Raw genomic sequence first — 21546 nt, 5'->3', positions numbered from 1 at the left:
TCCCTGCTCCATGCCAATCACCTAAAAGAATGGCGAGTCGTTTTCCGAGTGGAATTCTCTCCTCAGACTCAGCATTCCCCTTTTTCGGTTGGATCTTACCGATCCAACAAGAGCGGGATGCGGTCGGCATAGCGTTGGATCAGACGCTGATTGCCTTCCTCGCTTCCCGGCAGATTACCGCTTTGAAACAGGGGAGGGACCGTTCCTCGTTCCAAGAGGAGTTGGATCGCATGAGCGAATACACCATGTAAGATGCACGCACCCACAATGGTGGAGCTGGGTCCGAATCGGACAGGGATCCCTTCAACCCCCAGCATGGCATCCCCCTCATCCACATGATTATCCAGCACTAGATCCACCACATCCAGTAAACGAAGCGCCTCTTTGTGGCGGGTTGAAACTCGGGACGAGTATACACGGGAGGTAAGACCGATCACCCGTGCCCCCCGATCCTTCGCAATCCGGGCCACCTCGATCGGCACCGGATTGATTCCAGAAGTGGAGATGACGATCATCACGTCTTGCTGTTCGATCTTCACATCTTTCATCAATTCGGCCGCCAATCCATCTTCACGCTCCAGACGGGAGGAGCGAAGGGCTCCCCGATGCAGCATGAGATCTTCCACAAAGATGGGATGAACCGGAGCCAACCCTCCCGCCCGGTAAAAAGCTTCCGCCGCCAGCAAGTGGGAGTGACCACATCCAAAGAGATGGACAATACCACCGACCGCGACACAGTCGGCGATCACTTCTCCCGCTTCCACCATGGGATCCCGCTCGTTTTCCTTCACTTCCCTCAATTTTCCCTGTACGCAGTCAAAAAAACGGTCAAGCATGTTTCCCCTCCGTTCCCACCGCTGATAGTCCGGCCAATGCCGTCTCTTCGGCTATCATTGTGGCTTGGGGATGCCGCTTCAGAACCGAAGCGGGCAGAGACTCGGATACCTCTTCATTCAACAGCCGGGCCACGATTTCCGCTTTATCGCTCCCACTTGCCATTAAAAAAATTTCCCGGCTATCCATAATAGTTGCGACCCCCATCGTGATCGCCCTTTTCGGTACATTATGAGGATGATCGAAAAAACGCCGGTTGGCCCGACGGGTGGACTCCGCCAGCGTCACCACATGGGTACGGGATGAAAAAGAGGTTCCCGGCTCGTTAAAGCCGATATGTCCGTTCACTCCAATCCCCAATAATTGCAGATCGATCCCGCCCGCCGCCTGGATCGCCGCTTCGTACTTTCGGCATTCCTCTTCAAGATTGGCGGTGGTGCCATCCGGAAGGTGGGTCCCGCCTCGCGGAAAATCTACATGGCGAAATAACGCTTCTTCCATGTAATGATGGTAACTTTCAGGGGCCTTAGGGGACAAGCCCACATATTCATCCAAATTAAACGTGTGCACCCGTCGGTAAGAAGTACCGTTTACCCGGGCATCCTCCACCAATCGAGAGTAAATTCCCCTGGGAGTGGAACCGGTGGCCAGCCCCAGATTGACCCTGCTTCCGCTTTGGACCCGGTCCAGGATTTTTGCGACAACCGTTTCACACAACGCATCGTAATCACGTACCCGGATCAGGCGCATCCGTTCCCCCTCCCTTTCCTGTAAGTAATCTGTCCCCGACATAACGTGAGAGTAATCTCTCCCTCCGGTCCCCAAACCACCAGATCCGCATCCTTTCCCACAGCAATCGTCCCTTTCCGGTCATCTACACCCAAGGCGCGGGCGGGATTAGCCGCCGTCATGCGAATCAGGTCTTCCCATCCGCAGCCGGCCACTCGCCTCATTCGATTCACTCCATCCGCCAGGCGCAAAATGCTGCCGGCTAATGTCCCGTCAGCCAGGCGTGCTTCTCTTCCTTTTACTGTCACCCTCTGCCCCCCCAAATCATAAACCCCCTCTTGGAGGCACTTGGCCCGCATCGCATCGGTAATTAAAATCATCCGCTCAGACCCGATTTGGTTGTATGCCAACCGAAGTGAGTCATCTGTGGAATGAACCCCATCGGCGATCACCTCAACAAGAAGCTCCTTGCGCAACCAGGCCGCTCCCACCACACCCGGCTCCCGATGATGAAATCCACGCATGCCGTTGTACAGATGGGTAACATGAGTAGCCCCTGCTTGCACGGCTTCCACCACCTGGGCGTAAGTGGCATCCGAATGTCCGATCGAAGCAACCACCCCTGTGTTCTTCAGGTAGCGGATTAATTCCAAGCCTCCAGGCTCTTCCGGAGCGAGGGTAACGAGCCGGATATGGCCGTTGCAAAGAGTCTGCCACCGCCGGAATTGATCCGTGCTGGGTGGCCGGATGTGTTCAAGGGGCTGCGCCCCTGCACGCCGAGGGGACAGAAAGGGGCCTTCCAAGTGGATTCCCAAACACTCCGCTCCACCCGACACGGGTCCTTCCCCAATCCACTCACTCACAACGGACAACGTCCGGTTTAAGGCTTCCGGCGATTGGGTGATGGTCGTAGCCAAAAAAGAGGTGGTTCCTTCACGAGGCAACACCTTTGCGATCCGTTCCATCGATTTGAAAGTGGCATCCATGGTGTCGGCGCCATCCGCGCCGTGTATGTGAATATCAATCATACCCGGCAGTACCCGGCAATTCGGATGTAAGGGGATCACATTCCCCGACTGGTTCGCAACGGAATCCGCCATTTCACCATAGGAAACGATTTTGCCCCCCTCAACCCGTATGTAACCATTTTCAATCACCCCATCCTCCGTTACCACACCGGTCTGTGTCAGTATCAACCCGTCTCCCCGATCCATCTGACTCCCTCCCCGAACTCTCTCCCTTTCCTAATCTTACCCGATGAGAATCGATTAAAAGTTCCACTCAAAGAAACTTATGATAACAGTCTATCCTTCAAACGTCTAGTTGTCTATACCAATATGTGCACTTCCATCTTATTTCCACTTCCTCTATAAGAAAACCCTCCCGGATTCCCGGGAGGGTAATGGGTCGTCTTTATCGTTGAATAAACATCTGGGTCCAATAATGACCGTAGGAGCCACCTTTGGCATATCCCACGCCGATGGTATCCAGGTTGGGGTTTAAGATGTTTGCCCGATGACCGTCACTGTTCATCCAGCCGTCCATCACCTGTTTGGCGGTAGATTGGCCGGCCGCGATGTTTTCAGCGGCAGTACGGTAGGAGATCCCGTATGCCTTCATCATGTCGAAGGGGGATCCATACCGGGGAGAATCGTGGGAAAAGTAGTTGTTGTCAATCATGTCCTGCGACTTATCCCGCGCCACCTGAGAGAGCTTAGTATCAGCCTTGAGCGGCTTCAGCCCTCGTTTCTCCCGCTCCTGGTTGACCAGGTTCACCACTTCCATCTCGATGGACTGGATGCCGGGATTTCGGGATTCGGCGGAAGATCCGCCGCCGTTACCTTGGCCGGAAGAGGGTTGCCCTCCGGATCCGGCGTTCGACGGGGAATCGGCGTTACGAGAAGGCTGTTCCGCCTGTTTGGGCTCCTCTTCCTTTTTTTCGGCTTTCTTCTCGGACTGGTCCGGTTTCGCGGTTTCTGTTTCCTTCTCCTCTAGCTGTTGGAGCTTCTTCAACAGGGTGGCCCATTGGCTGTCCTCCAGTTGAATCCATTGGGTATGAATATCGAAAAAGGATTGGGAGAGCCAACACTCCACCCCCCTCGGTTGTTCCTTAGAGGCTGCATCGGCATGCCCGGCGAAGCTTGTGAAGGCAAGCATTCCCGCCAGAGCAAAACCCGCAACAGCTTTTTTCCAATATAGTTTCACACTTTCCCTCCTCTCTTATAATAAACCTCATCTTTAGTTAACGAGGGTCCAAGGGAGGGAGTTTCTTGCCAATATTGAGTTATACATGAAGGATTATGCATATAGTCCATTTGTTTTAATGGAGTGCCAGCATAAAAACATTAATGATATGGGTAAAGAACAAATGAAAGGAATCATCAGAAACAAAATCGACCGGCTTTCACCGGTCCGTTCGATCACGAGCGTCATGACCTTGGATACTTACCCTTACAACACCGATTATATTTTATATGACACATCATGCGAATGATCGCACCCCTTAGGTGGACCACCGAGCATTGCAACGCAAGCTGGTCTGGCGGACAATCGCAAAGTGATCCTTCAAACAAAAAGCTCCCCTGTTAAAAAGGGAAGCGATTTTTATTATCCAGTCAGAAAGTCATTCCAGTCTCCAAAAACATTGTTGGATATTCCTGAGAGGATTTCATCCAAAAGCTTCTCCTGTTCCCCGTAATCACTACCCGGTCCCGCCCCGGCCAAAATGGAATCCGGAGTGATGGAAAGGTCATCCGTAATCAGCGCCGGCTGCCCGTTGGACAGCTCCACAATCCAGTAACCCAAAAGTATCATCCTTTCTGCTCGCTCCACCCCAGTATGGGTTACCAAATCGAGATTAAAACCCCAGGCTGATGAAAGGACTAGGATGTTCTCGATATGCGGTGTTTTTTGCAACGATAACGAAGACCCCCAGATCCTGGCCCTAAAGCGAAACGTACACGTAATACGTGCTTATACCGCCGGTTCCGCTTCCATCACCAGAGGATCGGGGGGAAACAGCTCCGTATCCTGCTTCAAAATCCGGGCTTGGGGGGAATCGCTCCGTACAAAGACCAATTCATACCGAACTCGGTACAAGCCACTGTCGGATACCCCCTCCAACGGAATCGCGTGGAATACCAATTCGTAACGATCCCGTGGAACTTCATACCGAAGCTCCACCGACATCACACTGGCCACACTTACCGTTTCATCCCGAACGGAAAAGGGGACTACAATAGAACGGATGGCATCCGTGTTCTCCTCCACTTCATCTGCCGTTCGTACCAACACTTCACAGGTGGAGTCGGACAGAGTGCCAAAAGATACGGATCCATCCATCCAGGCGAATCCTTGTCCCACATGATCCCGTTTCCAATCGGGAAAGGGGTGCTTGACCTTCGTGTTGAACACCGCCAATTGCGAGTAAGAGATGGTGATTTCCTGAATGCTCCAGTCTCGATACACTGCGTCAACCCCTTTATCCGGACGGATTTTCGCCCGCTTTGACCCCATCGTAGCCAACCGGAACCAAAGGGTCAAATCAAGTTCCTGTTAAAAAATCAGCAGATCCTCTCTTTCTACTACGGACGTTCTACAAATGTACCCCGAGCGATCAGAATTCGATGGTGTTTCTGTGCATCCTGCAGTTTTCCCCAGATCTCATCCACCACCTGGAGATGACCTCCTTGCTGAGCTCGGCGCAACTGGCTACGCAGGGGAGCCACCACCCGGCTTTCATACAGGTCGCTCTCTTTGATTCGCTTTCGACGATTCGATTTTTGTTTAGGTTGTTCACTTTTGTTCCGTTTCTTTTTTTTGACCATGTTCGCATCACCCTTTAACGAGGTTGTTGCAGGGTATGCAAGATGGCTTGAACTGGTTTGCAAAAACCATATCCATCACCTTATTGCGATTCATCCTATTTCCAGATACCGTTAGATAAGATAGAATATATGGAAGAACGACTGCTTGGAAAGGCGGGAGTATGGTGAAAACGCTGGAGATCCATGAATTAGGCGAAATAATCCGAAAAGTGCGCAAAGAGCGAGGGTTGCGATTGGAGGACTTGGCGGATGACAACATTTCTCCCGCCACCATCAGCAATATTGAACGAGGGGTTCCCCACGTCAGCAAGGACAAAGCCTATTATCTACTGGAGAAGCTGGAGATTCAAGCCGATCAATTGCCTAGTTTGATGATGGATGAACAAGAACAATTGAAAGACCTCTGGATCCAGCTGCGTCTGGTACGTTCCCGTCTGGAGTTCGGTGAAGTAAACGAGGCACTTCCTCTTTTGAACGGGTTGGAGCTGGAAGACAAGCATCCCTTCTCATCGGAGGTGCAATATTTGAAAGGACGTTGTCATTTCAAACAGAATAATCTGAGACGGGCTGAACGCGCCTATCAAAAAGCCCTCCACTTAGCTCAGTACGCTTCCGAAAGCAGTAACATGGAAGCCCGGTGTCACTTGCAGCTGGGGGTGTGCGCCTATGGGCGAAATGAGCTGGATGACGCACTGCGCCATACGGAAAATGGGATTCGGTCCTATCATTCCGTCACTCCCCATCAGCCGGTTTGGTACCTCTTACACTGTAATCACGCCCTCTACCTGGAACGGCTGGGGCGATTCGCAGAAAGTTTGCGCGTGGTGCAAGAGCACTGGGATTCCCTCGGAGAAACCGACGAGCTCCAGGTCATTTTAACCTTTTATTGGCTTCGTTCCGAGCTTTCCCGTCGTTCCAAGATGTTGGACGAAGCACTTCAATTTGCTTATAAAGGAGAAGAAATCGCACGGCGTAACCACAACCATTTCTCCATGTTTACCTTTTGGACCGCCATCGGCAGCATCCATATGGATCGGCAGGAGTGGTTCAAGGCCGAAGAGAGCTTCAAAACCGCCCTTTTATGCGAAGGAAAACTGTCAACGGATGAAACCAGCTTTACCAATACATATTCCCGGTTGAGCATCTTGCTGATGCAACAGGACAAGCAGGAAGAAGCTTACGCCATGATCCAAAAAGCAATTCGCACCGGAGAACACTGCGACGACGCTCCCCGCCTCATCAATGCCCTCATGATCCAGGGGAATTTCTATAAATCCCACGGCCGGATGGAACAGGCCATTCAAAGTTATCGCCAAGCCTTATCCCTCTCCCGCAAGTACGGATACAAGAAAAAAACCTACCGCGTCCTCTACCTGCTCGCTCAATGCTGGGACGGCAGAAACGAAGCGGAATTCCAACATTGCATGCGGGAGCTGTATCTCATCCAGAAGGAAATCCAATCAGGAGACGAACTGTTTGGCGAAGTGGAATGGTAACCGGTGTGAGATGGAAATAAAAAAGCAGCCGGTGGTTACCGGCTGCTCTTTTATTTCATTACGGTAATTGAGTGGTTCCCATTAAGAAACGGTCGCATTCGCGGGCGGCTTCACGGCCTTCGTGAATGGCCCAGACGATGAGGCTTTGACCACGGCGGACATCGCCTGCAGCGAAGACCCCGTCAAGATTGGTGTTGTATTGGCCGTATTCCGCTTTCAGCTTACGCCGCTCATGAGCAAGACCCGATCCTTCCAGAATAGAGTCTTCGGCACCGTCAAATCCAATGGCGATCAGAACGAGCTGAGTCGGCCACACCTTTTCGGATCCAGGAATTTCCCGGAACGAGTATCCGCCGTTTTCCTGCATAATTTTTTCCGCTTCCACGGTATGCAGCTCCCGGATATGGCCATTTTCATCCCCGACGATCCGTTTCGTGATGATGGAATACTGACGAGGATCACGACCGAAGCGGGCCTTGGCTTCTTCGTAGGCATAGTCCAGAGAGAATACGAAAGGATACTCCGGCCACGGATTGTCTTCCGTTCGCTCATCGGGCAGACGAGGGTGACGGCCAAACTGGACCACACTGTTGCAGCGCTGCCGCAGTGCCGATGCCACACAGTCTGCACCGGTATCCCCACCGCCGATGACGATCACGTCTTTCCCTTCAGCGGTAATATCCGCCTGGTAGCCGGGATCCAACAATCCCTTGGTGGTTTGGGTCAAATAAGGCATCGCCAGGTGGATTCCCTCCAGCTCTCGCCCTTCGATTGGCAATTCCCGATGCTTCTGTGCCCCAGTGCACAGGATGATTGCATCAAATTCCTCGCGCAGCTGCTCCAAGGCTACATCCTTGCCGATTTCCGTATTGGTGACAAAGAGAATGCCTTCTTCCTTCAACAGGTTCACCCGGCGGTCAACCAGGCTTTTTTCCAGCTTCATATTGGGGATCCCATACATCAGCAGACCGCCGATCCGGTCATCCCGTTCGTAGACCGTAACGGTATGCCCGGCCCGGTTCAGCTGATCGGCAGCCGCCAAGCCGGCGGGACCGGAACCGATCACCGCCACCCGTTTTCCTGTCCGGGTCTGCGGAGGCCGGGGAACGATCCACCCCTTCGCAAAGCCCCGGTCGATAATTTCCCGCTCAATGCTCTTAATGGCTACCGCCGGATCGTTAATCGCCACGGTACAAGCCCCTTCACAGGGAGCCGGACAGACACGGCCGGTAAACTCGGGGAAGTTATTGGTATGCAACAGCCGTTCTAATGCTTCCTTCCAACGTCCCCGATAGACCAAGTCATTCCATTCCGGGATCAGGTTGTACAATGGACAACCGGAGTCCGTTCCGTTGATCGGAATGCCTGTATGGCAGAAGGGAGTGCCGCAGTCCATGCAGCGGGCTCCCTGCCTTTTCAATTCTTCCTCCGGCATCGGCAGCTGGTACTCACTCCAGTCCCCGATGCGAGTCAGAGGTTTTCGTTCCTCAGCCGTCTTTCGGTTATATTCCATGAAACCCGTCGACTTTCCCATCCAGCCACTCCCCTCCTTTTCACGTCAGCACCGGCTGTCGGGAAGGAGACGAGGGACCGCCTTTGGTCTTTCGTTCAAAGGCCTTGGCAACCGCCTCTTCCCGATCCATGCCGCTCTGAATCAATTGATCGATGGAATCCAGCATTTGTTTGTAATCCCGCGGAATCACCTTGACCAGGTGACGCACCGACGACTCCCAGTTGGCCAGCACCCGCTGCCCGTGAGAGCTTCCGGTATGAAGCACGTGACGGTGGACGAGCTCCCGGACCGATTCCGCTTCCTCCAGGTCTTTCAGTCCTTCCAACCAGACCAGCTCCCGATTGCAGCGGTCTGCAAAAGCATCGAAGTCTTCCGCCAACACGTAGGCGACTCCCCCTGACATCCCGGCCGCAAAGTTTTTGCCCACCGGCCCCAGGATGACCACCCGTCCTCCGGTCATATATTCACAGCCGTGATCTCCAACACCCTCAACGACGGCATGGACGCCGCTGTTGCGGACGCAAAAGCGCTCTCCCGCCATTCCCTGGATGTAGGCTTCACCGGCGGTGGCACCGTAAAAGGCCACATTGCCGATTACAACATTCTCCTCCGGGACGAATGGCGACACACGCGGCGGACGGACGGCGATCTTGCCTCCGGAAAGTCCTTTACCCACATAGTCGTTGGCATCGCCTTCCAGAGAAAGGGTGATCCCTTTCGGCAGGAATGCTCCAAAGCTCTGACCCGCCGATCCATGAAAGTGGAATCGAATGGTATCCTCAGGCAATCCTTCGACCCCAAAACGTTTGGTTACCTCACTACCCAACAGGGTTCCGGCCACCCGATCTGTGCTGCGGATCGGAAGCGTCGCTTCCACCGGTTCTTTCCGTTCCAGCGCAGGGAGAGCCAAGGGTACCAACCGGCTCCGATCCAGCGCTTCATCCAGATGGTGATCCTGTATCTTCTTCCCGTATTGACCCACTTGCAGCGGAACATCCGGCTGGTGAAGAAGCGGGGTCAGATCGAGATGCTTCGCTTTCCAATGGGTTTTTGCTCGCTCATGCACCTTCAGGATATCGCTGCGTCCGATGATCTCATCCAAGCTGCGGAAGCCCAACCGGGCCAGAATCTCCCGCACTTCCTGAGCGGCGAACCGCATAAAGTTCACCACATGGTCCGGGTTGCCCCTGAACTTGTTGCGCAGCTCGGGATTTTGCGTAGCCACTCCCACCGGACAGGTATCCAGATGACAGGCACGCATCATGATACAACCCAATACAACCAGTGGCGCCGTCGAAAACCCGTACTCCTCCGCTCCGAGGAGGGCGGCCACCACCACATCCCGGCCGGTCATCATCTTACCGTCGGTCTCCAGGGTGACTCGATCACGCAGACCGTTCAAAAGCAGAGTTTGATGAGCCTCCGCTAATCCCAATTCCCAGGGCAAACCGGCATGTTTGATGCTGGTCCGCGGGGAGGCACCGGTTCCTCCTTCGTAGCCGCTGATCATGATCACATCAGCCAATCCCTTTGCCACCCCTGCGGCAATCGTGCCCACTCCCGGTTTGGAAACCAGCTTCACATTGATTTTGGCGTCCGGATTGGCATTTTTTAAATCATGGATCAACTGAGCCAAATCCTCGATGGAGTAAATATCATGGTGAGGCGGAGGAGAGATCAGCCCCACTCCCGGAGTGGACCCCCTCACATCGGCGATCCAAGGATACACCTTGTTGCCGGGCAGCTGGCCACCCTCACCCGGTTTGGCCCCTTGTGCCATCTTGATCTGGATTTCATCCGCATTTACCAGGTAATGGCTCGACACCCCGAATCGGCCCGACGCCACCTGTTTAATGGCACTGCGGCGCAAATCTCCGTTTTCATCAGGAGTGAAACGGTCCGGGTCTTCTCCCCCTTCTCCGCTGTTGCTCTTCCCGCCCAGGCGGTTCATGGCGATGGCCAACGCTTCATGGGCTTCCCCACTCAGGGCCCCATAAGACATGGCACCCGTTTTGAAGCGGCGGACGATCGATTCGACAGACTCCACCTCTTCCAGAGGAATCGGCTCCCGCTCGGTGTCAAAGTCCAACAGCCCCCGCAGAAACGCCAGGTTTTCCTCATCTATCATGTGGGAGTATTTGCGGAAGGTTTCATAATCCTCTTTGCGGCATGCCTGCTGCAACGTGTGGATCGTGACGGGATCAAAAGCGTGATATTCCCCATTGCGCCGCCATTGAAGCTCGCTTCCCGTCTCCAGACCGTACTCGCGATGCTCCCGTCCATGGAAAGCATCCCCATGACGCATCAAGGTTTCCCGGGCAATGACATCCAGCCCGATTCCCCCGATCTGGGAAGTGGTCCGGGTAAAGTAACGATCGATGACTTCCCGTGCCACCCCGATTGCCTCAAAAATCTGGGCACCGCGGTAGCTTTGAATGGTGGCGATCCCCATCTTGGACATGACTTTGACGATCCCGTCGGTCGCGCTTTTCAGATATCGCTTGACTGCCTGTTCTTCCGAAAAGCCGTCGATACTCCCTTCCCGCACCAGGTTTCGCAAGGTAGCCAACGCCAGGTAGGGGTTGATGGCGTCCGCACCGTATCCCAGCAACATGGCTAGCTGATGCACATCCCGGGGCTCCCCCGACTCCACAATCAAGCTGACACGGGTACGGGTGCCGTTTCGCACCAAGTGATGGTGCAGCCCGCTCACCGCCAGCAACGTCGGAATCGCTGCCCGTTTTTCGTTGATCCCCCGGTCCGACAGGAATAAAAGGGTGCAGCCCTCTTCAATCGCCCGGTCCGCTTCGTTAAACAAAGCCTCCAGCGCCGGTTCCAACGCCTCTGTTCCCTGTTCCGTCTCAAACAGGATGCTCAAGGTGCGGGAGCGGAACTCCTTATGGGGATTGTCACGCAACTTGGCACAATCTTCATCGGAAATGATCGGTGTAGCCAACCGAATACGGCGGCAATGCTCCGGTCGCGGATCCAACAGGTTGCCTTCCGCCCCCAGATTGGTCAGGGTGGAAGTGACACACGCTTCCCGAATGGCGTCGATCGGCGGGTTGGTCACCTGGGCAAAGGATTGTTTAAAATAGTTGTATAGAAGCTGTGGACGGTCAGACAACACCGCCAAGGGCGTATCATTCCCCATGGAACCGATCGGATCTTTTCCTTCCGTCACCATGGGCGCGAGATTTTTGGTCAGCTCTTCGTAGGTGTATCCATATGCTTGCTGCAATTGCAGAAGCTCATCGCCATCCAACTCCGGCTGAGGCATCCGGCCCGGCAGTTTATCCACCGGCAACAGATGCGCATCCAACCACTGGCGGTACGGATGTTCCCGGGCGATCCGTTCTTTCAACTCGTTGTCATCGACGATGCGGCCATCCTCCAGGTCGGCGAGCAGCATCCGGCCCGGTTCCAGCCGTCCCTTGCGGACGATCCGATCTGCCGGTACATCCACGACCCCCACTTCGGACGAAAAGATCAGAGTACCGTCGGTTGTCTCATAGTAACGAGCCGGTCGCAGCCCGTTCCGATCCAGCACCGCCCCGATCTGGCGACCGTCGGAGAAGGCGATGGCCGTAGGACCGTCCCAGGGCTCCATCAGGCAGCTGTGGTATTCATAAAACGCCTTGCGCAGGGGATTGGCCATATGTGCGTTTTGATCCCAGGGCTCCGGGATCATCATCATGGCCACGTGGGGCAGGGAACGACCAGCCAACGCCAGGAACTCGAAGCAGTTATCCAGGATAGATGAGTCGCTTCCTTCCAGGTTCATCACGGGCAGCACATGCTTTAGATCCTCTCCGAATGCATCCGTGGCGAACATCTTCTCCCTGGCCAGCATCCAGTTGACATTTCCCCGCAAGGTGTTGATCTCCCCGTTATGCAATAAATAGCGGTTGGGGTGGGCCCGCTCCCAGCTGGGGAACGTATTGGTGCTGAAGCGGTTGTGCACCATGGAGAAAACGGACTTAAACGACGGATCCTTCAGATCCAGATAAAACGCATCCACCTGTCCCGGTGTCAGCAGCCCTTTGTATACGATCGTGCGGCTGGAGAGGCTGACGACGTAGACGTCATCGCCCACCGCTTTTTCAAATCGCTTGCGGATCACATACAACTTCCGTTCAAACGCGAGAGAGCTCTCCCACTCCCCTTCCGCGCCGATAAACACCTGCCGGATAAAGGGTTGGCTTTCCCGAGCCGTTTTCCCGATGGCTTGTTCATCCACCGGTACATCACGCCAACCTAACAGGCGCTTGTTCTCTTCCGCGATGATGGTCTCCAGTTCACGCTCACACGCCGCACGCTGTTTCGGATCTCGGGGTAAAAACAGCATTCCCACCCCGTAACGGCCAGGTTTCGGCAATTCGACTCCCCACTGACTGCTCGCTTTCCGGAAAAAATCGTGGGGAAGCTGAAGCATGATTCCGGACCCATCGCCGGTTTCCGGATCCCGTTGTCCTCCCCGGTGCACCAGTCGGCGAAGAATTTCCAATCCTTGTTCCACGATCGCATGGGATGCACTTTTTCTGAGGTTGGCGACAAAGCCTACCCCACAGGCGTCATGCTCAAATCCCCGATCGTAAAGGCCTTGATTTTGTGGAAACCCGTGATGGGCCATGGTACTCACCTCTCATAAAGTTCTGTCTCTTCCGTCGGAGTCCGGGTGTTCAGCACCCGCCCCAACAGTGTTTTCACTCATCAAGTTGGTGGTTTTAATTGTAATTGCCGCGATTGATAGTAACAATATATAATTAAGATATAAACGATCTCAAAATGAGATGAATGGGATGGGTATGCGATGGAATGGAGACAAATCCAGTACTTTATCGAGGTAGCCCGGCGGGAGCATGTGACAGAAGCGGCTCATGCCCTTCATGTGGCCCAATCGGCGGTCAGCCGCCAAATCGCCAACCTGGAAGCGGAATTGGGGGTTCGCCTGTTTGTCCGGGAAGGGCGGAATGTACGCCTCACCCCGATGGGGCGCATTTTTCTGGAGCATGCCGAAGCATCCGTGCGGGAAATTGAAAAAGCCAAACATGAAATCGACGAATTCTTGGACCCTGAACGGGGAACGATCCGACTGGGTTTTCCCAGCAGTCTCGCCTCCCACATCCTGCCCACCGTGATCTCCGCTTTTCGGGCGCGCTATCCTCAAATTGGATTTCAACTACGGCAGGGAGCCTTCCGGCAGCTGATTGACTCAGTCGTCAAAGGGGAGGTGGAACTCAGCTTTATCGCTCCCGTCCCTACAGATGAAAAGGAATACCAAGGACACATCTTTTTCTCGGAAAAACTGGTGGCCCTGCTCCCTTCCAACCACGACTTGTCGGATCATCCGGCTCTGCGCTTGGATCAGCTGCAACACCAGTCCTTCGTTCTGTTCCCATCCGGATTTGTCCTGAATCGTCTAGTGGTAGATGCCTGTCACCAGATGGGATTTGAGCCGCAGATCTCCTTTGAAGGTGAGGATATCGACGCCATCAAAGGATTGGTCGCTGCTGGCCTGGGAGTCACTATCCTGCCGGAAATTACCTTGATGGACCGTGTTCCCCGAGGTACCGTCAAAATCCCGGTAAGCGAACCGGAACTGAACCGCACCGTTGGCGTCATCATCCCCACCAACCGGGAGCTTCCCCCATCGGAAAAGCTGTTTTATGAGTTTCTGCAGGAATTCTTCGCCAACCTAAACCAATTCCGGGAATAACCCGTTTCAAATGTCAATTTCCTTCACACGACAGGATGAAAAAACAGACTCCACCATGAATAAACACATTCATAGTGGAGTCTTCATTTGAGGGAAAAAAGCCAACAATCAGTTTCTTCCTTATTATATAGGGGATTTGTTATCGTACTCCCCTGCGTGCTAAGCACTTACCTTGACTCTTCCATCACCCTCTTTTATGTCAATTTTATTGACATAAAATCATACCGCTGTTACCAACCATGGGTTTATCCATTGCTTAAGCTTGTCCGACCCATCCGGTTTCAGTTGACCGGAAGAGTTCAGATCATCGGTAAACCTCCTATTTCGAAGAAACCGGATTGACTCTCCGTTGCCGGCTTTCGAAATCCGCCATCATCTGCACCATTCCCAAAAACCCGGCGGCCACCTTAAATGTCCAAATCGGCAACAAAAGCAACAGCATCACCACTGGGATTATGTAAGTCATGATGATTCTCCTTTGTAAAACGGATTTATATAGAATATACAGAATATTCGTTTCGATAATAATACAATAGTATTAAATTAATATTACAAATGGACTAGTCCGTTGGCACAAACAACCGCCGCAAGTTCACACCACGGCGGTTGTTTGTGCTGTCCGTTCATATTGAATCAGCGCTTCCCTGTATCCGCGATTGCTACCGGGAGCCCGCTTTCTCTACTGTTCCAATAATGCCACCCGAATCCCCAACCAGGCATAGATTCCCGCTTTCACCCGTTCAATGGGCTTCGCCCACCCCGGGTTGCGGAACAGAGCGGCACCCAGGCGTTGCGCCAACCATGCCACCATGACAAAAACAGCCAAGGCCTGTGCCAGGAACAGCAGCCCCAACACCATCATTTGCAACGATACCGGTGCTCCCCCGGGCGTAATGAACTGAGGCAAGAAAGCCAGAAAAAAGAGGGATACCTTGGGATTCAGCAGATTCATCCAAACCCCCCGACGGTATAACGCAATAAACCCCTGCCCCGCAGCTGAGGACGCTTCTTTCAAGGAAGCCTGTCGACTTGTCCGCCAGGATTGCCATGCCAAAAACAACAGATAAGCCGCACCCGCCATTTTGACCGCCTGGAATGCCGTCGCCGACTGGTGCAGGATTGCCGATACGCCCACCGCCGCAAAAACGGTGTGCACCAACAACCCGGAACACAGTCCGAGAGCGATGGCGATTCCAGCCTGCCGACTGCTGGCGATGCTCTGCGTAATGACAAACAGGATATCCGGACCGGGTGCCAATGTCAGCAACACCGCCAAACCGATAAACGACAGAATCATCATTCCATCCATGTTCGCCCCTCCTCTGTTGAAACGATTCAACCACAGGAGAAATCAGCCGTCAACCGATGCGAAAACAGGGGAATAATCGCCTTCCATTTCGTCGATCCTGTAAGCGGTGATTCAATTGCAACTGCTCAAAGGATGGCTATGGAAACTCAAGGGGGAACAGATCGCCTGTTATACCCGGCTTTCTCCCATGCAGTTTCAGCCGGGAACGATTCGATTCGGCCACCGCATTACTCGGGTGGTCCCCCATGGTCAGGTCTGGGCCGTGTGGGGGAAACCGAAATTCGGTTCGCCCCGGGTATAAAAGGGGATGAAATCAATGAAAAAAAGACGATTAGCCCAAAAAGGCATGGATGAGAAGGTCATTGTAATGTCCGACTTAAAACGGATGGTTGTCTGGATCGTCATCGCCGTGACGGTGACAGCGGCAGGTGCCTTATGGATGGAAATGTGGAGATAGCACCAACGGCCGGCTTGGATCCCGGTAACCATCCTGTAAACAGGTACACCGCCCGTGATCCGCACATATACTGTCCCGAGCAACCCCAGGGGAGGAATCTGCCTTGTACTCTATTCCTCACTCCATCCTTCAACGAAAACGGGACATCGGGCTGGCTGATAAAATCGCCAAGGCGATCGATGGTCAATACAGCGCCATCGCCTGTTACGGTTATCTGGCAAGCATCGCACCTACCGAAGAGGAACGGAAGCAGATTTTAGAAATCCGGCAGGATGAAGTGCGCCACTATCAAGCCTTTTCTGCCATTTACATGCGATTAACCGGTCGACAACACCATCCGTCCATCACGGAACCCTGTCCCCAGCAGTACAGAGAAGGACTGGAATTTGCCTTTAAGGATGAACAGGAGACAACGGACTTTTACCTGGACATCGCTTATCAAGCAACGGATCCTGCGATCCGGAATGAATTTCTACGGGCCGCCGCTGATGAACAGCACCATGCGGTTTGGTTTTTGTACTTCCTGACAAAAAAGAGTTGCGGCTGCAAAGGCTAATCCGCTCCTACCTTGAACGCCTTCCTGTCGGAAGGTGTTGTTTTTTTTAGGAGGGAAAACAGTCTTCCACAGGAAGAACGTCCCCCCTCCCCGCTATCCAACGATTGACTTCTCATTTTTCTCCTCTGCCCAGCAGGGGCAAGGTTGGTTACAATGAACAGAAAAGGGGAGCCAGTGATGGAAGCGTATCAATGGCAAGCTATTCTCACATCCGATTCTTCCTATGACGGACAGTTTTTCTATGGTGTCGTCACGACGTCCATTTTTTGTAAACCCTCGTGTCAATCACGAACACCCAAAAAAGAGCATGTCCGGATATTCGGATCTCCTACTGCCGCGATCCGGGAAGGGTTTCGCCCCTGCAAGCGATGCCAGCCCGACAACCCCGACTGGGAAGTCGGAAAAGACCTCGTCCGCGAGGTTCACCGCTTGATCGCGTCACGCTATGCGGAACCGTTGAGCTTAAAGAAAGTGGCTGGGGAAATCCGGATCAATCCGTATCACCTCCATCGCACCTTTAAACGATGGACTGGAATGACACCCGCTCAAGCTCTTCTGTGCAAGCGGCTTTCCGTCGCCCGAAACCAGCTGCTTACCACCGACAAAACCATCACGCAAATCGCACAGGAAACGGGGTTTGCCACCCCCTCTCACTTTTCCGCCGTCTTTCGGCGACAAGTAGGCCAAACTCCCACCGCTTACCGAGCGGGTTCCATTCATTCAGGATGAGGAGGAAATCATATGGAAACCATCCACTGGTTCCACTTTTCTCATGGAGAACAGTCTTTCCACCTGGCCGCCACTCCCCGCGGCCTTTGCCACCTGTCGCTTCCGGGAGAACCCTATCACACGTTGGAACTTTGGGTGAATCGACACACCGACGGCGCCTCCTTGGTGGAGGACAAAAAAGCGCTGCACCCTTATTGGATGCAGCTGGAAGAGTATTTAAACGGGTCACGAACCGCATTCACTTTTTCCGTCGATCTTAAAGGAACGCCGTTCCAACGAGCCGTTTGGCGGGAATTATTAACCATCCCCCATGGGGCCACCCGCAGTTATTCCGATGTAGCTGCCGCGATCGGCCGTCCGAGAGCCGTTCGTGCCGTGGGAGCCGCCAACAGGCAAAACCCCGTTCCGATCGTCATTCCCTGCCATCGAGTCGTGGGCAAAGACGGCCGATTGGTCGGTTATCGCGGAGGGATGGCGCTAAAGAAACAACTGCTCCTGCTGGAATCGGGTTGAAGTTATTCTTAGCCGAGCCCGAGTCGGAAACAGACCACTTTCGTCTCCGTCATCTCCTGGATGGCATATTTGACTCCTTCCCTTCCCAGACCCGAGGATTTCACACCGCCGAAAGGCATGGCGTCAATCCGAAAATCGCTGCTGTCGTTGATCATCACCCCGCCGGCTTCCGTCCGGCGAATCACTTCAAAGGCTTTTTCTATATCTTTGGTAAACACCCCAACCTGTAAACCGTAATCGTACCGGTTGGCTTCCCGGATGGCACCCTCCAGAGAATCCACCCGGTATAAGGAGACGACCGGCCCAAACACTTCTTCACAAACGATCCGACAATCGGGCGGCACATCGATCAACACGGTGGGAGTAAAAAAACATCCGTTTCGCTCCCCGCCACACAGCACCTCGGCGCCTCGATCTACCGCTTCCTGCACCCATCGCTCCACCCGAATCGCTTCTTTTTCCGTGATCATCGGTCCCATGTCCGTCTCCTCGGACAACTTATCTCCCACCCGGTAGGAACGAGCCCGTTTCACGAATCGCTCCACAAACGCCTCATACACCGGATCTTCGATCAAGATGCGCTGGACACCCAAGCAATTTTGTCCTGCCGCCCAGAATGCGCCGGAAACCGACGATGCCACCGCTTCATCCAGATCCGCATCCCGCAGCACCAGCACCGGCGAATTGGAACCTAATTCCATGCTGATTTTTTTCAACCCGGCTTTGCGGGTGATCGCCTCTCCAGCTTCCGTTCCCCCTGTAAAAGACAGCATCCGCACCGCCGGGTGCCGGACCAGCACATCTCCGATCTCCCCGCCATACCCGGTCACCACCTGGAACACTTGTTTCGGCAAGCCCGCTTCCTCCAATATCGCTTCCAGCTTTAACGCACTCAAGGGGGTTAGGCTGGCGGGTTTCAACACCATGGCATTTCCCGCGGCGATGGCGGGCCCCACCTTGTGCGCCACCAAGTTGAGTGGATCGTTGAAGGGAGTGATGGCACCGATTAACCCGACGGGAAAACGGGTAAAGTAGCCAACCCGGTCCCCGTTGCCGGCCACTTGATCAAAAGGAATGGTTTCCCCATGGATCCGGCGGGCTTCTTCCGCACTCAGACGAAGGGTTTCCACACACCGCCCCGCTTCCTTCCGCGCCTCCCGTATCGTTTTGCTGCCTTCCCGGGCGATGGTCACCGCGAAGGATTCCAAGCGGGATTGGATGAGATCGGCCGCCCGCCCCAGGATGGCGGCACGTTCATACACCGGCAGGGCGGCGGCAATACGGGCACCCTCCGCCGCTTTTTCAATCACCGTCTCCATCTGTCGCTGATCTGCCGCAGGAATGGTTTCAATCAGGGAATGATCCTGCGGATCCCGGACCTCGATCCACCTTTTTCGCTTGGAGATCGGTTCTTGCCTTACCAGATGTTGTTCCATCGCTTCCAATTCCATTGCAAATCCCCCTCTCATCGGACTCGCCTAGGGATGCCCCTTCACCATGTGGAGCAAATCGCTCAACAAAGCATAGCCGGTTTCTTTCCGGCCAGCTCCCGCTCCCACCAGTGTCACTGGACCCGCCAAATCACATTGATAGGTGACGGCGTTCATCGTACCCGTCACTCCAGCCAGCGGGTCGGACAAAGGCAGTAATACCGGCTGCACGGATGCAGTCACCCGCTTTCCCTCTCGCTGAAGTTGACCCAACAGCTTCCACCGTTTTCCCCCTTGCCGGGCGCGCTGCACTTCTGTTCCGGACAGGCTGCGAATTCCCCGGCACTCCACCTGATCCCGATCCAGCGGAACTCCCAGAACCACCTGGGACAAAATCAATACTTTGAACAGCACATCGGTCCCATCCATGTCACTGGTGGGATCCGCCTCTGCGATTCCCTGTTTCTGTGCTTCCACCAATGCCTCCCCAAAAGGGATTCCATCTTCCATCCGTGCCAGAATAAAGTTGGTGGTTCCATTGAAAATGCCTCGTATACGGGTAATCTCATTTCCCCTCAACGCGGAACGGGCCAGCCGCAGCGTAGGTGTCCCGCTCATCACGGTGCCTTCAAATCCCCACCGGACTCCGTGGCACTCCGCCAGCAGGGACAATTCCCGATAAGCCAGGGCAACGGGACCCTTGTTGGTCATGACCACGTTTTTGCCGCTTTCAAACGCCGCTTTACAATGGTCGATGGCCGGCTGTCCCGTTTTCCCGTCCGTGTAGGAAACTTCGATCACGGTGTCCGCGTTGCTCTCCCGGATGGTCCGAAAACTGTCCCATCCACGCTCCAACCCCGGCGAATCGGGGTATTGGTCCAGATTCCCCCTCTCCTCCACTTGTCGGAGCAATTCACCTGTATCCAACCCCTCCGGATGATATAAACAACCTTTGATCGGATCCGCCACCGCCGTGATTTGCACATCCAGCCCCTCGCCCATAAGCAGTTCTTCCTTTTTATCCTGCAAGATTTCCGTCAATGCCTGGCCCACGGTTCCAAACCCGATCAGTGCCAGCCGATGCGTCATCATCTTCCCTCCCCTGTTGAAGCAGCGCACAACAGGCGCTTCGCCGTCTCTGCCAAAATAACCGCACCCAGGGATAAACACTGCTCGTCGAGATCAAAAGTGGGCGTGTGCAATTCCCTCCGAACCCCGCCGGATTCTGCGCATCCGAGAAAAAACATGGCTCCCGGCACCTTCTCCACCATATGGCTGAAATCTTCCGCTCCCAAACCGTGAGGGCCGGCCTGGATCACACCATCGGGAACCACCTTGCGGATGGCAGCGATAATTTGCCGATTTACTTCAGGATCATTTTGAAGCGCCGGCTCCCCGCGAACCACTCGGAACCGATAATCCCCTCCCAGAGAAGACGCAAGGGAAAACGCCCCTTCCACTTCGGCAATTAACCGTTCCCGGAGCTCGGGACTGCGACACCGGATCGTTCCCTCCAGCTCCACTTCCGCGGGGATGATATTGCTGGCCATTCCGGCATGAATCCGGCCGATACTGATTACCGCCGGCTCCAAGGGTGAAACCCTTCGGGCTGTAATACCATGCAAGACTTGCAACACCGGTAGCAAGATCCAGGTCGGATCCACCCCCCGATCCGGATAAGCGCCGTGTCCCCCTGTTCCAATCAGCGTACCGGTAAACGTATCCACACTGGCCATGGTAAAGCCGTCATTCACCCGAAAGGATCCCACCGGCAGCTCCGGGTCCACATGAAGAGCCAAAATCCGTTCCACTCCATCCAAAGCCCCGTCCGCAATCATCCGCGGTGCCCCGGTCAACCCGTCCGGGCCGCTGTTCTCTTCTGCCGGCTGAAACAAAAACCGAACCGTCCCTTTCACTTCCCCTGCAGCGGCCGTTTCCGCCAACAGACGGGCGGCACCCAGCAGCATCGCCGTATGGGCATCATGGCCGCAAGCATGCATCACTCCGGGGGTCCGGGAGCGGTAGGGACGATCCTCAGATTCCAGGATCGGGAGCGCATCCATATCGGCTCGAAGAGCAATATGGGGACCGGGTCCGAAAGCCAAGGTACCCACCACACCGGTGCCTCCCACTTCTGTCTGCACCTGGACCCCGGGAGTTCGGCGCAATTGGTCGGCTACCCATTTCGCCGTCTGGAACTCCTGAAAGCTGAGTTCCGGGTACTGGTGAAGGTGTCTGCGCCATTGAATCAATTGCGGCTGTATCTTCCAGGCCCGATCCGCCCACTCCCGTATCGCCAGCAATGCGATCCCCCCTCTCCTTTCAGGCGTCTGAACAATGAGTTAGGCGGCTTCCCGGGTCGGTGTAGCCGTCTTCGTTTCGTTGCAAAAAGCGCAAAGGCAAATCAAAGACTACACCGACCCTCCCTCATTTA

The 21546-nt window shown here is 54.4% G+C and carries 21 protein-coding genes; 7 read left to right on the top strand and 14 right to left on the bottom strand.

Going from position 1 to position 21546, the window contains the following annotated elements; genetic code table 11:
- Positions 1-95: 95 nt before the first annotated feature.
- The 7 genes from JOE21_RS00495 to JOE21_RS00465 all read right to left on the bottom strand — a co-directional run bounded on the left by JOE21_RS00495 (position 96) and on the right by JOE21_RS00465 (position 5390).
- Positions 96-836 (bottom strand): SIS domain-containing protein, encoded by a 741-nt coding sequence (locus tag JOE21_RS00495; protein ID WP_309860949.1) that lies wholly within the window; start codon positions 834-836, stop codon positions 96-98.
- A complete protein-coding gene (gene nagB, locus JOE21_RS00490; RefSeq protein ID WP_309860947.1) occupies positions 829-1584 on the bottom strand; it encodes a glucosamine-6-phosphate deaminase in 756 nt (251 codons plus the stop codon). Before nagB ends, JOE21_RS00495 begins: the two co-directional genes overlap by 8 nt.
- On the bottom strand, positions 1575-2777 hold the full coding sequence (gene nagA / locus JOE21_RS00485) for an N-acetylglucosamine-6-phosphate deacetylase (protein ID WP_309860944.1): 1203 nt from the start codon (positions 2775-2777) through the stop codon (positions 1575-1577). Before nagA ends, nagB begins: the two co-directional genes overlap by 10 nt.
- Positions 2778-2976: 199 nt before the next feature.
- Positions 2977-3768, bottom strand: a complete 792-nt coding sequence (locus JOE21_RS00480; RefSeq protein WP_309860941.1) for a CAP domain-containing protein — start codon at positions 3766-3768, stop codon at positions 2977-2979.
- 402 nt (positions 3769-4170) lie between these two features.
- On the bottom strand, positions 4171-4368 hold the full coding sequence (locus JOE21_RS00475; protein ID WP_309860938.1) for a hypothetical protein: 198 nt from the start codon (positions 4366-4368) through the stop codon (positions 4171-4173).
- Between the two features lie 168 nt (positions 4369-4536).
- Positions 4537-5106 carry a competence protein ComJ gene (comJ, locus tag JOE21_RS00470; protein ID WP_309860935.1) on the bottom strand — a complete coding sequence of 190 codons (570 nt, stop codon included), beginning with the start codon at positions 5104-5106 and terminating at the stop codon, positions 4537-4539.
- Positions 5107-5147: 41 nt separating this feature from the next.
- A complete protein-coding gene (locus JOE21_RS00465) occupies positions 5148-5390 on the bottom strand; it encodes a hypothetical protein (RefSeq protein ID WP_309860932.1) in 243 nt (80 codons plus the stop codon).
- 164 nt (positions 5391-5554) lie between these two features.
- Here JOE21_RS00465 and JOE21_RS00460 point away from each other — a divergent pair, with 164 nt between their 5' ends.
- The gene (locus JOE21_RS00460; RefSeq protein ID WP_309860930.1) at positions 5555-6886 is read left to right on the top strand and encodes a tetratricopeptide repeat protein; all 1332 of its coding nucleotides are present in this window, start codon (positions 5555-5557) and stop codon (positions 6884-6886) included.
- A gap of 58 nt (positions 6887-6944) precedes the next feature.
- Here the strand turns inward: JOE21_RS00460 and JOE21_RS00455 are convergent, their stop codons facing one another.
- Together JOE21_RS00455 and gltB are read right to left on the bottom strand one after the other, a co-directional pair.
- Positions 6945-8420, bottom strand: coding sequence for a glutamate synthase subunit beta (locus tag JOE21_RS00455; RefSeq protein WP_309860927.1), 1476 nt, complete (start codon positions 8418-8420; stop codon positions 6945-6947).
- Positions 8421-8439: 19 nt separating this feature from the next.
- A complete protein-coding gene (gltB, locus tag JOE21_RS00450) occupies positions 8440-13032 on the bottom strand; it encodes a glutamate synthase large subunit (protein ID WP_309860924.1) in 4593 nt (1530 codons plus the stop codon).
- Positions 13033-13212: 180 nt separating this feature from the next.
- On the opposite strand from gltB, the gene gltC reads away from it, so the two are divergent.
- Positions 13213-14118: a glutamate biosynthesis transcriptional regulator GltC gene (gltC, locus tag JOE21_RS00445; RefSeq protein ID WP_309860922.1), complete on the top strand. Its 906-nt coding sequence runs from the start codon at positions 13213-13215 to the stop codon at positions 14116-14118.
- A 319-nt stretch (positions 14119-14437) separates the two neighbouring features.
- Here gltC and JOE21_RS00440 read toward each other — a convergent pair whose 3' ends face one another.
- Together JOE21_RS00440 and JOE21_RS00435 are read right to left on the bottom strand one after the other, a co-directional pair.
- The gene (locus JOE21_RS00440) at positions 14438-14584 is read right to left on the bottom strand and encodes a hypothetical protein (protein ID WP_309860919.1); all 147 of its coding nucleotides are present in this window, start codon (positions 14582-14584) and stop codon (positions 14438-14440) included.
- 213 nt (positions 14585-14797) lie between these two features.
- Positions 14798-15427, bottom strand: a complete 630-nt coding sequence (locus JOE21_RS00435; protein WP_309860917.1) for a LysE family translocator — start codon at positions 15425-15427, stop codon at positions 14798-14800.
- Positions 15428-15542: 115 nt separating this feature from the next.
- Here JOE21_RS00435 and JOE21_RS00430 point away from each other — a divergent pair, with 115 nt between their 5' ends.
- From JOE21_RS00430 to JOE21_RS00410, 5 genes are all read left to right on the top strand, one after another.
- Positions 15543-15728, top strand: coding sequence for a hypothetical protein (locus JOE21_RS00430; RefSeq protein WP_309860915.1), 186 nt, complete (start codon positions 15543-15545; stop codon positions 15726-15728).
- 15 nt (positions 15729-15743) lie between these two features.
- Positions 15744-15884 (top strand): hypothetical protein, encoded by a 141-nt coding sequence (locus tag JOE21_RS00425; protein ID WP_309860912.1) that lies wholly within the window; start codon positions 15744-15746, stop codon positions 15882-15884.
- Positions 15885-15987: 103 nt separating this feature from the next.
- On the top strand, positions 15988-16440 hold the full coding sequence (locus JOE21_RS00420; protein WP_309860909.1) for a ferritin-like domain-containing protein: 453 nt from the start codon (positions 15988-15990) through the stop codon (positions 16438-16440).
- 177 nt (positions 16441-16617) lie between these two features.
- Positions 16618-17169, top strand: coding sequence for a bifunctional transcriptional activator/DNA repair enzyme AdaA (locus tag JOE21_RS00415; protein ID WP_309860907.1), 552 nt, complete (start codon positions 16618-16620; stop codon positions 17167-17169).
- Positions 17170-17181: 12 nt separating this feature from the next.
- Positions 17182-17682 carry a methylated-DNA--[protein]-cysteine S-methyltransferase gene (locus JOE21_RS00410; protein ID WP_309860904.1) on the top strand — a complete coding sequence of 167 codons (501 nt, stop codon included), beginning with the start codon at positions 17182-17184 and terminating at the stop codon, positions 17680-17682.
- A gap of 8 nt (positions 17683-17690) precedes the next feature.
- On the opposite strand, the gene JOE21_RS00405 is transcribed toward JOE21_RS00410, so the two are convergent.
- The 3 genes from JOE21_RS00405 to JOE21_RS00395 are packed head-to-tail and all read right to left on the bottom strand — an operon-like array spanning position 17691 to position 21415.
- Complete coding sequence (locus tag JOE21_RS00405; RefSeq protein WP_309860902.1) at positions 17691-19133, bottom strand: aldehyde dehydrogenase family protein; 1443 nt, start codon at positions 19131-19133, stop codon at positions 17691-17693.
- A gap of 27 nt (positions 19134-19160) precedes the next feature.
- On the bottom strand, positions 19161-20201 hold the full coding sequence (locus tag JOE21_RS00400) for a homoserine dehydrogenase (protein WP_309860900.1): 1041 nt from the start codon (positions 20199-20201) through the stop codon (positions 19161-19163).
- Positions 20201-21415 carry a M20 metallopeptidase family protein gene (locus JOE21_RS00395; protein WP_309860898.1) on the bottom strand — a complete coding sequence of 405 codons (1215 nt, stop codon included), beginning with the start codon at positions 21413-21415 and terminating at the stop codon, positions 20201-20203. Before JOE21_RS00395 ends, JOE21_RS00400 begins: the two co-directional genes overlap by 1 nt.
- Positions 21416-21546: the final 131 nt, after the last annotated feature.

Source organism: Desmospora profundinema (genome assembly GCF_031454155.1).
In the GTDB taxonomy this organism is placed as follows: Bacteria; Bacillota; Bacilli; order Thermoactinomycetales; family DSM-45169; genus Desmospora; species Desmospora profundinema.
This window is presented reverse-complemented; position numbering and strand designations above follow the sequence as displayed.

Bases quoted from the DNA above. Each gene is read 5' to 3' on its own strand.
- JOE21_RS00495 (WP_309860949.1), bottom strand. From the start codon at position 836: ATGCTTGACCGTTTTTTTGACTGCGTACAGGGAAAATTGAGGGAAGTG.
- nagB (WP_309860947.1), bottom strand. From the start codon at position 1,584: ATGCGCCTGATCCGGGTACGTGATTACGATGCGTTGTGTGAAACGGTT.
- nagA (WP_309860944.1), bottom strand. From the start codon at position 2,777: ATGGATCGGGGAGACGGGTTGATACTGACACAGACCGGTGTGGTAACG.
- JOE21_RS00465 (WP_309860932.1), bottom strand. From the start codon at position 5,390: ATGGTCAAAAAAAAGAAACGGAACAAAAGTGAACAACCTAAACAAAAA.
- JOE21_RS00455 (WP_309860927.1), bottom strand. From the start codon at position 8,420: ATGGGAAAGTCGACGGGTTTCATGGAATATAACCGAAAGACGGCTGAG.
- gltB (WP_309860924.1), bottom strand. From the start codon at position 13,032: ATGGCCCATCACGGGTTTCCACAAAATCAAGGCCTTTACGATCGGGGA.
- gltC (WP_309860922.1), top strand. From the start codon at position 13,213: ATGGAATGGAGACAAATCCAGTACTTTATCGAGGTAGCCCGGCGGGAG.
- JOE21_RS00440 (WP_309860919.1), bottom strand. From the start codon at position 14,584: ATGACTTACATAATCCCAGTGGTGATGCTGTTGCTTTTGTTGCCGATT.
- JOE21_RS00435 (WP_309860917.1), bottom strand. From the start codon at position 15,427: ATGGATGGAATGATGATTCTGTCGTTTATCGGTTTGGCGGTGTTGCTG.
- JOE21_RS00425 (WP_309860912.1), top strand. From the start codon at position 15,744: ATGAAAAAAAGACGATTAGCCCAAAAAGGCATGGATGAGAAGGTCATT.
- JOE21_RS00415 (WP_309860907.1), top strand. From the start codon at position 16,618: ATGGAAGCGTATCAATGGCAAGCTATTCTCACATCCGATTCTTCCTAT.
- JOE21_RS00410 (WP_309860904.1), top strand. From the start codon at position 17,182: ATGGAAACCATCCACTGGTTCCACTTTTCTCATGGAGAACAGTCTTTC.
- JOE21_RS00405 (WP_309860902.1), bottom strand. From the start codon at position 19,133: ATGGAATTGGAAGCGATGGAACAACATCTGGTAAGGCAAGAACCGATC.
- JOE21_RS00400 (WP_309860900.1), bottom strand. From the start codon at position 20,201: ATGACGCATCGGCTGGCACTGATCGGGTTTGGAACCGTGGGCCAGGCA.